This is a genomic window from Streptosporangium minutum, from assembly GCF_002149035.1.
Taxonomy (GTDB): domain Bacteria; phylum Actinomycetota; class Actinomycetes; order Streptosporangiales; family Streptosporangiaceae; genus Streptosporangium; species Streptosporangium minutum.
Genome location: NZ_NGFP01000278.1, coordinates 1 through 12,043, shown reverse-complemented (window position 1 = coordinate 12,043; position 12,043 = coordinate 1). Strand labels below are relative to the sequence as shown.

Annotated in this window: 10 protein-coding genes; 5 read left to right on the top strand and 5 right to left on the bottom strand. The window is 71.5% G+C overall.

Features of this window, described 5'->3' with window-relative positions; genetic code table 11:
• A partial coding sequence (locus CA984_RS37650) for a C40 family peptidase (protein ID WP_108724675.1) occupies nucleotides 1-520 on the top strand: 520 nt, incomplete at its 5' end.
• Between the two features lie 447 nt (nucleotides 521-967).
• Here the strand turns inward: CA984_RS37650 and serA are convergent.
• On the bottom strand, nucleotides 968-2,557 hold the full coding sequence (serA, locus tag CA984_RS37645) for a phosphoglycerate dehydrogenase (RefSeq protein WP_086578168.1): 1,590 nt from the start codon (nucleotides 2,555-2,557) through the stop codon (nucleotides 968-970).
• A 216-nt stretch (nucleotides 2,558-2,773) separates the two neighbouring features.
• Between serA and CA984_RS37640 the strand changes: the two genes are divergently transcribed.
• Complete coding sequence (locus tag CA984_RS37640) at nucleotides 2,774-3,757, top strand: hypothetical protein (RefSeq protein ID WP_086578167.1); 984 nt, start codon at nucleotides 2,774-2,776, stop codon at nucleotides 3,755-3,757.
• Between the two features lie 150 nt (nucleotides 3,758-3,907).
• Here CA984_RS37640 and CA984_RS37635 read toward each other — a convergent pair whose 3' ends face one another.
• The 3 genes from CA984_RS37635 to CA984_RS37625 all read right to left on the bottom strand — a co-directional run bounded on the left by CA984_RS37635 (nucleotide 3,908) and on the right by CA984_RS37625 (nucleotide 7,756).
• Nucleotides 3,908-6,466: an ABC transporter permease gene (locus CA984_RS37635; RefSeq protein ID WP_086578166.1), complete on the bottom strand. Its 2,559-nt coding sequence runs from the start codon at nucleotides 6,464-6,466 to the stop codon at nucleotides 3,908-3,910.
• Nucleotides 6,467-6,527: 61 nt separating this feature from the next.
• Complete coding sequence (locus CA984_RS37630) at nucleotides 6,528-7,232, bottom strand: ABC transporter ATP-binding protein (protein ID WP_086578165.1); 705 nt, start codon at nucleotides 7,230-7,232, stop codon at nucleotides 6,528-6,530.
• Nucleotides 7,229-7,756: a PadR family transcriptional regulator gene (locus tag CA984_RS37625; protein ID WP_086578164.1), complete on the bottom strand. Its 528-nt coding sequence runs from the start codon at nucleotides 7,754-7,756 to the stop codon at nucleotides 7,229-7,231. The genes CA984_RS37630 and CA984_RS37625 overlap by 4 nt, the downstream gene beginning before the upstream one ends.
• A gap of 97 nt (nucleotides 7,757-7,853) precedes the next feature.
• Here CA984_RS37625 and CA984_RS37620 point away from each other — a divergent pair, with 97 nt between their 5' ends.
• On the top strand, nucleotides 7,854-8,399 hold the full coding sequence (locus tag CA984_RS37620) for a DUF1707 and FHA domain-containing protein (RefSeq protein WP_086578163.1): 546 nt from the start codon (nucleotides 7,854-7,856) through the stop codon (nucleotides 8,397-8,399).
• Here CA984_RS37620 and CA984_RS37615 read toward each other — a convergent pair.
• Complete coding sequence (locus CA984_RS37615) at nucleotides 8,380-9,741, bottom strand: MFS transporter (protein ID WP_165781552.1); 1,362 nt, start codon at nucleotides 9,739-9,741, stop codon at nucleotides 8,380-8,382. The genes CA984_RS37620 and CA984_RS37615 overlap by 20 nt on opposite strands.
• A 122-nt stretch (nucleotides 9,742-9,863) precedes the next feature.
• Here CA984_RS37615 and dacB point away from each other — a divergent pair, with 122 nt between their 5' ends.
• Together dacB and CA984_RS37605 are read left to right on the top strand one after the other, a co-directional pair.
• Nucleotides 9,864-11,414, top strand: a complete 1,551-nt coding sequence (gene dacB / locus CA984_RS37610; protein ID WP_086578161.1) for a D-alanyl-D-alanine carboxypeptidase/D-alanyl-D-alanine endopeptidase — start codon at nucleotides 9,864-9,866, stop codon at nucleotides 11,412-11,414.
• A gap of 232 nt (nucleotides 11,415-11,646) precedes the next feature.
• Nucleotides 11,647-12,043, top strand: a 397-nt coding sequence (locus CA984_RS37605; protein ID WP_133061893.1) for a hypothetical protein, incomplete at its 3' end; no start/stop codon positions are given.

Below are 12,043 nucleotides of genomic sequence, written 5' to 3'. Positions count from 1 at the left end.
CTCACCCTCGTCCTCGGCCTCGCCCGAGGTCGTGACGCTCACCGGCCCCAAACTCAAAGAAATCCTCACCAAGCAGGCCCCCAAGCCCGCCTGGAAGAAGGCCCTGAAGTGGGCCATGGCCCAGCGCGGCACCCCGTACGTCTGGGGCGGCACCGGCCGCGGCGGCTTCGACTGCTCCGGCCTGATGCTCCGCGCCTACGGGGCCGCCGGGATCAAGCTGCCCCGCGTCGCCGCCGACCAGTACGGCGCGTTCTCCAAGAAGGTCGCCTGGAAGAACCTCAAGCCCGGCGACCTGGTCTTCTTCCACGGCCTCGGCCACGTCGGCATGATCAGCAAGCCCGGCTACATGGTGCACGCCCCGCAGAGCGGCGACGTGGTCAAGGAGGAGAAGCTCAACGCCTGGCGCCGCAGCAGCTTCGTCGGCGGCGTCCGCCCCGACCGCGCGGGCGTCAAGCTCTCCGTCGAGCAGGCCAAGCGCGCGGCCGAGCCCGCCCCCACGATGCTCCAGGCCACCGCCTGAGCACCGGGGACGCCGCAGGACGGGGCTCAGCGGGTGGGAGCGCCCCCGTTGTCGCGACGGTCCAGCGCGGTCTGGAGCGCGGCGGCGGCCTCGTCCTCGGTCTCTTCGGAACGGTTCCAGGGATACATGTCATACATGGCGATTCTCATCTCGGTCGCATGCGAGCAGGGGAGATGGTCTGGATTCCGGTCACGGATCCGGACCGGGCCTGAGTGTCACGGGTCCGGGTCACGGACCGCCGACGGGGACGTACGGCCGGCGAGCTGCCGGCCTGTCCTGTCAGGCCTCGCCGCGGCAGGTGACGAGTACGAGAACCTGGCGCATTTCATGCCAGGTTACCCGCCCGTAGGAATGCCGTCTCGCCCGCCGTACACACTTCTCACATGCTGAGACGCCGAACGGCTGCCGCCCCGTCAGCCGGGGCGGCAGCCGTTCGGTGGGGACGGGCTAGTCGGCCAGGTCGACCGAGCGGCCGCTGTCGGCGCCGATCTCGGTGCCGATCTGGTCGATGACGTCGGCCGGGATGCCGGTGTCGACGGTCAGCGCGATGAGGGCCTTGCCGCCCTTGACGTCGCGGGCCACCTGCATCGAGGCGATGTTGATGCCGTGGTCGCCGAGGATGCGGCCGACGACGCCGACGACGCCGGGACGGTCGGTGTAGGTGAAGAACGACAGGTGGTCGGTCGGCTCGATCTCCATCTGGTAGCCGTTGACCTCGACGATCTTCGTGATCTGGCGCGGGCCCGACAGGGTGCCGGAGACCGAGACCGTGCGGCCGTCGGCGAGGACGCCGCGGACGGTGACGACGTTGCGCCAGTCGGGGCTCTCGGAGCTGGTGACCAGCTCGACGGTCACGCCGCGGTCCTTGGCCAGGAGCGGGGCGTTGACGTAGGTGACGGAGTCCTCGACCACGTCGGTGAAGATGCCCTTGAGCGCGGCCAGCTCCAGCACGCGGACGTCCTGGGAGGCGATCTCGCCGCGGACCTCGACGTCGAGCCTGGTGGCGACCTCGCCGGCCAGGGCGGTGAACACCCGGCCGAGCTTCTCGGCCAGCGGCAGTCCCGGCTTGACGTCCTCGGCGACGGCGCCGCCCTGGACGTTGACCGCGTCCGGCACGAACTCGCCGGCGAGGGCGAGCTTCACGCTCCGCGCGACCTGGGTGCCGGCCTTCTCCTGAGCCTCGTGGGTGGAGGCGCCCAGGTGCGGGGTGACGACGACCTGGTCCAGCTCGAACAGCGGGCTGTCGGTGACGGGCTCCTTGGGGAAGACGTCGATGCCGGCTCCGGCGACGCGACCTTCCTTGATCGCCGAGTAGAGCGCATTCTCGTCGATGATGCCGCCGCGGGCGACGTTGATCAGGCGCACCGACGGCTTGACCGTGTGGAGCTCCTTGTCGCCGATGAGCCCGACGGTCTCCTTGGACTTGGGCAGGTGCACGGTGATGAAGTCGGCCTCGCGCAGGGCCTCCTCCAGCGACACCAGGCGGACGCCCATCTGCGCGGCGCGGGCCGGCTGCAGGTAGGGGTCGTAGGCGATCAGCTCGACGCCGAACGGCTGCAGCCGCTGGGCGACGAGCTGGCCGATCTTGCCGAGGCCGAGGATCGCGACGACCTTCTCGTCGAGTTCCACGCCGGTGTACTTCGAGCGCTTCCACTCGCCGCCCTTGAGCGCGGAGTGCGCCTGGGCGACGTTGCGGGCGGAGGCGAGGATCAGCGCGACGGTGTGCTCGGCTGCGCTGGTGATGTTGGAGGTGGGCGCGTTGACGACCATGACACCGGCCTTGGTGGCGGCCTCCACGTCCACGTTGTCCAGACCGACGCCGGCCCGGGCGACGACCCGGAGCTTGGGCGCGGCGGCGACGGCTTCGGCGTCCACCTGCGTGGCGCTGCGCACGATGAGCGCGTCGACGTCGGCGAGTGCGGGCAGGAACTGGGCGCGGTCGGCGCCATCGGTGTGGCGGACTTCGAAGTCCGCGCCCAGGACCGCGAGACCGGCCTCGGAGAGTTCCTCGGCGACCAGTACGACGGGCTTGTTCACAGGCTAGATCCTTTGAGACGTGGAGGAGCTGCACGGACCTCACGTAGTCTATCGGCGCTTGTGAACGCGTTCACGAGTGTCCCGCGATCCGAGACGGGCGACCGGGGCTACCCATCCCTGACGCATCCATGCGCAGAAAATTCAACTTGGTATTGCTACTGGCAAAAGTTCACGATTACCCTCATAAGCCGTGGTCCCCTACCTATCGTTCCTCATATGAGCATCGGGAACCCCGCTCTCGGCGATGTGCTCGCGCAGCACGGCGGCCCGCACCGCCTGCTGACGGCGCTCGCCGAATGGGGACTCCTGGTTGCCGTGCGACCGGACCGCTCCGTCGTGCTCGGCACGACGCAGGCGGGTGACCGGGTGCTGCTCGGATACACCTCCGCGAGCACCTACGCACGGCACCGTGGCAGCCACTCGTTGTCGGCCTGCGACGCCGACACCATCCTCGACATCCAGCGCGTCACCGGTGTGCGGGAAATCGTGATCGACGCGGCGGGACCGGCGGCGGCCGCCGTCCCCATCGAGGACCTCCAGCGCTACCTGCAGTCGACCCGCACCGGCCCCACACCGGCGCTGTCGGGCGTGGCCCTGACCGCGTACGCGACCGGGGCGATGGCCACGGTCTCGCGCCCGCAGACTCCCCCGGTGACGCACCAGCCGGAGTTCCCGGCGGCACGTCCGCCGGAGACCCCGGTGGCGCGTCGGCCGGAGTTCCCGGTCACGCGCCCGCCGGAGACCCCGGTGGCGCGTCCGCCGGAGTTCCCGGCCACGCGCCCGCAGCGGGCCTCCGTGCCGACCGCGCCCGCCCAGCCGTGGATCCCCGCACCCCGCCCCCACCTGTCGGGGCCGATGCAGATGGTGGACCCCGGCTACCGGCGGTGCGAGCACCCGATCCTGCCCGCGCTGCGCGTGGCGATCTCGCACGTGCTCGCCGACTACCCGCTCGTCCACCACGTGTGGATCTCCGAGGCGCGCACCTCCTCCGGCGCGCCGGGGATCATGCTGCACGTCAAGGTGCACATGTCGGCCGCCGAGGACGTGGTCAGGGACATCCATCGCGGGGTCCGCGCCCGGCTGCCGCAGCTCGCGGCGAGCGAGGCGCCGATCCTCATGGCCCGGGTCGCCGACGCGCGCAGCGAGCAGCGGATGGTCGAGCTCTGCGCCCACGTGGTCTGCGCCGACGTCACCGGCTGAACCGGCCCGCACCGCGCGCGGGAGCCCGCACGGGTACGTCGGCGCGGGGAGAGCCCGCACCGCGAGGGCGGTGCGGGCGAGGACCCGCGCGGGTACGGCGGCGTGCCGCTCCGGCCGCCGTACCCGATGTGAGCACCTCCGCCACGGCCGCTATCCGGTCCGGCGGGTCAGCGTCACCTTCGTCCGGGTGAACGCCCCCGCCACCAGCGCCGCCAGCACCGGCAGACCGATCACCACCTCCGCGAGGAAGAGCCAGGGAACCTCGACCGTCAACCTCTTGAGGCCTACCCCGGGCACGAGCGCGGCGGTTCCGGTGAGGAGTCCGGCCGGCGTGCCGATCAGGACGCCGAGCCCCGCGATGAATCCGGCCTGCCCGGCGACGACCAGCCTGCGTGTGCCCGGCGGCGCTCCGACGGCGGCCATCGTCGTGAGGTCGGGCCGGATGTCGGCCGCCGCGAGCCCGGTGGCGGCGAACGTGCCGCCCAGCACCAGGACGAGCGCCGCCGCCAAGAGCAGCCACATCATGACGGTGTTGTCCCTCTGGAAGCCTTCACGAACGTAGACACGGAAGTCGGCGATGCCCGCTCCGAGATCCCATTCCAGGCCCATCGCCTGCTGAGGGGTGAGCCGGTAGGAGGCCGGGTCGATGTACAGGTCGTGGGGCCTCGTCTTCAGCCCTGCCGCGTGGATGGCGGCGGTGGGCACCACCCCGACGGCGTAGCGGGGGTCGGCGGCCCTGGCCACGACGGCGGGGACCGTTATCTCCCGAACCGCCGTGGACACCCCGCCCTGTGGGGTCAATCTCATGCTCAGCCGACCGTCTCGTACCAGGCGCGGATGGAACACCACGGCCTTTCCCGAGGCGAGCGCGGCCGCCGCCACCGGGTCCCGCCGCCCCTGGACGAGGGCGAGCAGGCGCTCGTCGCCGATCGGCGGGTCGCCGAAGAAATCGAGGGAGGAACCCGCTCCGTTCCCGTGAACGGTCTGAAGGTGCATGTAGACGGCGACGTTTTTGGCGTCCAGGACCTGGGCGCCCTCGATCAGCGGCACCCCCGGCAGCTTTCGCTCGACGGCGGCCCTCAGCCCGGCCCACCCCGCGTCGTCAAGACGATCGGCCTCGATCGTCGTGGTCCCGGCGGGGAGGGTCCCCTGGAAGGCGTCCCGGCGCTCGGCGAACCGGCTGTTGCTCGCCATGCCCGCGGCGGCGACCGCGGTCACGGCGGTCATGACGGCCGCGACCGCGCAGGCCGTACGGCCGCGATGGCGGGAGGCGTCACGGGCGGCCAGCCGGAACGGGAGCGGAAGCCGGGCTGCCGCCCGCGCGGCCACCTTGACCAGTCTGGGTGCCAACGCGACCAGCCCGAGCTGGGCGAGGAGTGCGGCGGCGAGCACCCAGACGTAGGCGATCCTGATGGCGAACACGGCGGCCACGATCCCGGCGAGCAGCAGGATCAGACCCAGCACGGGGAGACCGGCCCGGTCACGCACCGCGCTCGCCCGCCCGCCGAGCACCGCCACCACATCCTGCCGGGCCGCCTGTACGGCGGGCACCAGGGCCGCGATCAGCCCGCTGCCCGCTCCGATCAGGGCGACGGTCACGACCAGCCCCCAGGGGATCTCCAGGGGGCCGACCCCGCCGATCAACCTGCCCGCCTCCAGCACGGCCGACAGCGACGCCAGGCCGACGCCGAGGACCAGACCGATCACCGCCGCACCGCCGCCGAGGACGACGCCGTCGGCGAGGACGATCATCTGCAGGTGTCCCGGGGAGCCCCCTTGGGCGGCGATGAGCGCGAGTTCGCGGCGGCGGCGGCGCAGGCCGACCGCGAAGGCGGGGCCGGCGAGCAGCACCACCTCCAGCAGGATCATGATCGCGGCGAGCGCGATCTGCACCGTTCTGTCCACGGTGAACGAGGACCCGTAGGTCACGCCGGTCTCGGCCGGAGAGGGCGGATTCTCGACGACGGCACGGGACTGGACCAGCAGCCCGACGGCGTTCAGCCGCTGGACGACGGCCCACGTGACCGGCTCCGCGGTGTCGGCCAGCCAGCCGCTGCCGGAGCCGTCCCGCTTGTCGAACAGCAGGGTGCCGGGCAGCCCGATGATCTCCTGGCTCTTGGTCCGGTGCGGGTGCTCGATCACTCCGACGACCCGCAGCGGCCTCTCCTCCCGTGTGATGGCCAGCGGCGCGCCGAGGCGGGCCCCCTTCCCCAGCATCCCGGGGGTCACCGCGATCTCCTGGTCCGAGACCGGGAAACGGCCCTCCACCAGGTGGTACGTGCCCGCCGCCAGAGGGTCTCGCAGGTCCAGCTCGTGCGCGTCCACGCGGTCACGCATGACCGGACTGCGGAAGTCGACGGTGCCGTCGTTCATCGGAAGGAGCCGGGCGCCGGGGCCGAGGAGCTCCGCCAGCTCGGCAGCCGTCCACGGCCGCGTGGAGGGAGGGCCGTTATCGGATGGGCAGCACTTTCCCTGAAAGTTCTGGTGCAGCTTGCCGCGGTTCGATGTCGTCCGGAGACGGGCGTCGGCCGCTCCGATCTCCGACGTGAGGCGCTCCTGCGGGGTGAGGTCCTCGGTCGCGGCGAAGGTCAGCAGTCCGGTGATGACGAGGACGGGCAGGCCGACCATCACCATGATCAGGGCGCTGCGCCCCTTGGCCCGCCAGGCGTCCCTGCGGGAGATCCGCAGCGCGGCGAGGAAGGCGCTCATGCCGTCCTCCCGTCTCGTTGCCCATGGGTCGTCGGCGTGTTCCGCATGTCCGTCCGCTCGCTCATCGGGCGCTCTCCAGAGGAAGGGTGGAGTCGGCGATCGCGCCGTCGCGCAGGAAGACCACCCGGTCGGCCCAGCCGGCGTAGCGCGGCTCGTGGGTGACGAGCAGGGCCGCCGCCCCCGCGTCGCAGCGGGCACGCAGCAACTGCAGGACGTCGTCGCCGGTCGGGGTGTCCAGGGCGCCGGTGGGCTCGTCGGCCAGGATCAGCCGCCGCTCGCCGACCAGGGCGCGGGCGATCGCCACCCGCTGGCGCTGGCCGCCGGAGATCTCCTCGGGGAAACGCCCGGCGACCTCGGCCAGGCCGACCTCTTCAAGGGCGGCCATCGCCTCCCGGCGGGCCTGCCCCATCCTGACCCCGTCCAGCTCGCGCGGGAGCATGACGTTCTCCGCCGCGGTCAGCGACGGGATCAGGTTGAGGTCCTGGAAGACGTAGCCGACGTGGCGGCGGCGGAGTCCGGCGAGGTCTCCGGCCGACAGGCCGGACAGCGGCCTGCCCTCCACGACGACCTCGCCCGAAGTGGGCCGGTCAAGGCCGCCGGCGAGGTTGAGCAGAGTGGACTTGCCGGAGCCCGACGGCCCCATCACCGCCACCAGCTCTCCGGCGGCGACGTCCAGGCTCACCTCTCGCAGCGCCGCCACGGCCTGCGGCCCGTCACCGTGCACGCGGCTGACGCCCGCGAGCCGTACGACCGGATCGAAACTCATGTTTGTCTCTCCTGCGTCTGGGGGGAGGCCGTGAGCACGGCCTCGCAGTGGTCGAGCCAGCGCTGCTCGGCCTCGGCCTGGAAGATCATCGAGTCGAGCACCAGCCGCTGTGCGGGGCCTGCCACGCTCGCGCGCTTGGCGCGGGTGAGCTCCTGCAGCGTGCGCATGGTCGCGACGCGCTGGGCCTGGATGACGGGCCGCACGTCGGCGGCGGCGGTGACGGCCATCGCGAGCTTGATGACCAGCTCGTCCCGGGGCCGGTCGGACTGGGCGACGGGGGTGCCGAACCATCGCTCCATCTCGGCCCGACCGGCCTCGGTGATCGTGTAGACGACCCGGCCCTGGTCGTCCTGCTCGCCGGGGGCCACCAGGCCGTCGCGTTCCATGCGGGAGAGCGTCGTGTAGACCTGGCCGATGTTGAGCGGCCAGGTCGCCCCTGTGGACGCCTCGAACTCGGCGCGCAACTGGTAGCCGTAGCGGGGCCCCTGGCTCAGCAGGGCGAGGAGCCCTTGTCGGATCGCCATGGATACTGAGTATGCATACTCAGTATGGTCACGGCAAGCCGGGCCAGAGATCCGCATATTCTGGACAGGTTCCGCCCCGGGGGCTGATACTCGGGAGATGAGCTCGCCGCCTCCCCCGTCCCGCGCGTCCGACGGGGACCGCGATCGTGCGATCAACGAGCTCCGCGACCGCGCCGTCGAGGGCCGCCTGTCGCACGACACCTTCCTCGGCCGCGTCGACATGGCGCTGCGCGCGCGCAGCCAGGGCGAGCTTGAGGACCTGGTCGCCGACCTGCCGCAGCGCGGCCGGATGCGCCGGATGGTGACCGATATCGTCGCCTCGGCCTCCGACTTCACCAAGCGCGTGGAGTCCGCCTGGCGGCGGCCCAGGCTGCCCAGGCTCGCCCTGCCCGGCGACAGCCGCACCCGCTACGTGGTCGGCCGCGGCTCGGCCTGCGACCTGGTCCTGGCCGACCTGACCGTGTCACGGGTGCACGCCGAGCTCCGCCGCGACGAGGACTGCTGGATCGTCGTCGACCTCGGCTCGCTCAACGGCACCCGGCTGAACGACTGGCGCCTGGTCGGACCGGCGAAGGTCCGGCCGGGAGACGTCCTGTCCTTCGGCGACTGCATGTTCCTGGTGATCACCCCTCAACTGATCTGAGGGGCTCCGGGGTCGCGAGGCTCGCCGCGGTGAGGGGGTAGCGCGTCGTCAGCAGGACGCTGATCCCGGCGAGGAGCGCGGGCAGCAGCGCGCCGCCGTACAGCACTGCCGTGACCGCCGCCTCGGGCTGCGCCACGGGCGTGCCGGGGTCGGACTCCACGAACCCGGTCGCGCCGAGCAACCAGCCGAGCACCAGCGCGCCGAAGGCGAAGACCACGGTCTCGCATGCCGTCCAGAGACCGGTGAACACCCCGGCGCGGCGCTTGCCGGTGACCAGCGCGTCATGGACGATCACGTCCGACAGCATGGAGAACTGCAGCAGTTGGAATCCGGCGTAGCCGATGCCGACGGCGAGCACGCACACGTGCGCGTACACCGCCCCGAACTCCCCGGCGAGGACCAGCGCGGCCGTGCCCGCCGCGAACAGCGCCGCCCCGAGAATCATCGCCCCGCGCTTCTCGTAGCGCCTGGACAGCCAGACCCACGCCGGCATCGTGAGCAGCAGCGGCCCGACGATGCACAGGAAGAGCGTGGTGGTCATCCCCGGGTCGCCCAGGACGTAGGCGGCGAAGTACGGCGCGCCCGCCAGCAGGATGCCCGCGGCGAACATCTGCGCGCAGCTCAGGCCGAGCAGCACCATGAACGGCCCGCTGGAGCGGGCCGCCGCGAACTGGGCCCGGATCGACGGCTCCGCCTCGGCTCTGGCGACCATCGGGGCGCGCGCCGTACCCGCGAAGGCGGCGAGCATGGACACCAGCAGCACCGCACCGACGAGCAGGCCCATGGTCCGGTATCCGGCGGCCTCGGTGCCCGCGACGGCAGGGGCGCCGGCTCCCGACAGCAGGATCGCCAGGCCGACGAAGACCATCTTCCACTGCAGCAGCGAGGAGCGTTCGTGGTAGTCGTCGGTCATCTCGGCGGCCATGGCCTTGTAGGGCACCTCGTAGAAGGCGTAGGCGGTCGCGGTGAGGAAGTAGCAGACGGCGACGTACAGCGCGGCCGGCACACCGGTGAGCGGCGGCCCGGCGAACGTCAGCGCGAACGCCACGGGCAGGGTGAGCGCGCCGAGGAGCATCCACGGCCGGCGCGCGCCCAGCCGGGAGACCGTGCGGTCGGAGCGCTGGCCCACCCAGGGGTTGATGAGCATGTCCCACACCTTGGGGAGGAAGACCACGAGGCCGGCGATCCAGGCGGGAACCGCGAGCACGTTGGTCATGTAGAACAGCAGCAGCAATCCCGGGACCGTGGAGAAGGTCGCGGTGGAGACTGAGCCGATGCCGTAGCCGATGCGGACTCCGCGCGGCACGGTGACGAGGGCGGGAGCGGGCTCGGGTGTGACCATGGGCACATTCAATCGCAGCAAGCGACCGCTCGGCAGGCCCGAAAGATACGAACATTTCCGTATTGTCACGTGGCCCGCGATTCCTCATGATCTCCGCAAACACCTAGGCAACGGGAGCAACCGTGCGGCCCACGCGACGAACTACGATCTCCGTCTCCGCCCTCCTACTCGCCAGCCTCGCCTGGGCCTCGGCCCCGGCGAGCGCCGTCGAACCCGCCTCCGGCGTCACCGATCTGGTCAAGGACATCGACCAGATCCTCAGCGACGCCCGGCTGACCCCCGCCCGAGCCGGAGTGGTGGTCAAGAGCGCCACCTCCGGCGAGGAGCTCTACGCCCAGGACTCGGGCAAGGTCCTGACCCCCGCCTCCAACGCCAAGCTGGTGACCTCCGCCGCCGCGGCCGACACCCTCGGCCTGGACTTCCGCTTCACCACGAGCGTGCTGTCCACCGGCCGCCGCGCCGGCTCGGCCCTGGCCGGGAACCTCTACCTCAAGGGCACCGGCGACCCCACCCTCCTCGCCGCCGACTACGACGCGCTGGCCGCCCGTGTGGCCGCCTCGGGGATCAAGGTGGTCACGGGCAAGCTGGTCGCCGACGACACCTGGTTCGACTCGGTACGGCTCGGCACCGACTGGGCCTGGGACGACGAGCCGTACTACTACTCGGCGCAGATCTCCGCGCTGACCGCCTCGCCGGACACCGACTACGACGCCGGGACCGTCGTCGTCTCGGTGGCCCCCGGCGACGCCGCGGGCAAGCCCGCCAAGGTCTCCACCACCCCCGAGACCGACTACCTGAAGATCGTCAACCGGGCGACGACCGGGGCCGAGACCGACGTGCTGATCGAGCGCCAGCACAGCACCAACACCGTGCTGATCACCGGGACCGTGGCGGACGGCTACGACGAGTGGGTCACCGTCGACGACCCCACCGGATACGTCGCCTCGCTCTTCCGCAAGGCGCTGGCCAAGCACGGCGTGCGGGTGCTGGGGTCCACGGCCCGCGAGGCGACCCCTGCCGGGGCCACCACCGTGGCCTCGCGCGACTCGATGCCGCTGAGCGAGCTGCTCGTGCCGTTCATGAAGCTCAGCAACAACATGCACGCCGAGATCCTGACCAAGTCGATCGGGCGCAAGGTCTCCGGGGCCGGAACCTGGAGCGCCGGGCTCGCCGCCGTCACCTCCTTCGCCCAGGCCAACGGCATGCCGACGCTGCGCATGCGGGACGGCTCCGGCCTGTCCCGGGCGGACGGCCTCACTCCCGGCGGCGTCACCGACCTGCTGCTCGCGCTGCGCTCCAAGCCCTGGTTCTCCACCTGGTACGGCTCGCTGCCGATCGCCGGTGACCCCGACCGGATGGTCGGCGGCACCCTGCGGAGCCGGATGCGCGGCACCCCGGCCGCCGGGAACGTCCACGCCAAGACCGGGTCGCTGACCGGCGTCACGTCCCTGTCCGGCTACGTGACCAGTGCGGACAACGAGCCCCTGGTCTTCTCCGTCATGCTCAACCAGTTCCTGTCCGGCTCTCCCAAGGACATCGAGGACAAGATCGCCATCCGTCTCGCCCAGTTCAGCCGGACCGCCCCGGCCGACGTCGCGAACGTCCAGCTCCGCCAGGCGCAGCAGGACTCCGCCGACGTCGAGTGCTCCTGGCTGAAGCCCGTCAGCTGCTGAACCGCCGCCTGCCTCCCCGCTTCCCTGCCGTCCCGCCTTCCCGCCTTCCCGCGGAGCGGCGGGGAGGTGGGGAGGCGGGAAGGTGGGAAGGTGGGAACGATCCCAGACGCCTATCTGATCACTCTGGTTTACCTGTATCTCAATTAAATATCCGAAATTTCGTGACAGAAGCGGTCTGTCACCGACAGAATGCGGAATCCATCCAGCGTCCACCCAACTGGAGGAAACCGATATGCGTAGACCGCTAGGGGTACTCGCGTGCCTCGGGAGCCTGGCGGCACTCAGCGCGCCGGTCACCACCGCCCACGCCGCGACGGCCCCGCAGGCGGCGTGCCGTGTGTACGCGGCCGCTCCCTACGTCACGGCCGCCGGGAAGATCCAGGCGTCCGCCGCGCGGCTCGGCTGTGGCGACACCGCGCTGGTCCGCATCCGCGTCAAGCGCGCCGAGGCCGGTCCCGACCCGGTCGTCAAGAGTGCCTCCAGAAGAGGGCACAACGGGCGGGTCACCGTCGCACTGCCGTGCGCCCCAGGCGTCTACTACGCGGTCGTCACCGACTACCGCGGCAACGCGAGCAGGTCCAAGGCGGCCCGGCTGTCCTGCTCCCCCTCGACCACGCCGACTCCCACCC

Excerpts from the sequence above, each read along its gene's own strand:
- CA984_RS37625 (WP_086578164.1), bottom strand. The coding sequence starts at position 7,756 with ATGGCGATCCGACAAGGGCTCCTCGCCCTGCTGAGCCAGGGGCCCCGC.
- CA984_RS37635 (WP_086578166.1), bottom strand. The coding sequence starts at position 6,466 with ATGAGCGCCTTCCTCGCCGCGCTGCGGATCTCCCGCAGGGACGCCTGG.
- CA984_RS37615 (WP_165781552.1), bottom strand. The coding sequence starts at position 9,741 with ATGGTCACACCCGAGCCCGCTCCCGCCCTCGTCACCGTGCCGCGCGGA.
- CA984_RS37640 (WP_086578167.1), top strand. The coding sequence starts at position 2,774 with ATGAGCATCGGGAACCCCGCTCTCGGCGATGTGCTCGCGCAGCACGGC.
- CA984_RS37620 (WP_086578163.1), top strand. The coding sequence starts at position 7,854 with ATGAGCTCGCCGCCTCCCCCGTCCCGCGCGTCCGACGGGGACCGCGAT.
- CA984_RS37630 (WP_086578165.1), bottom strand. The coding sequence starts at position 7,232 with ATGAGTTTCGATCCGGTCGTACGGCTCGCGGGCGTCAGCCGCGTGCAC.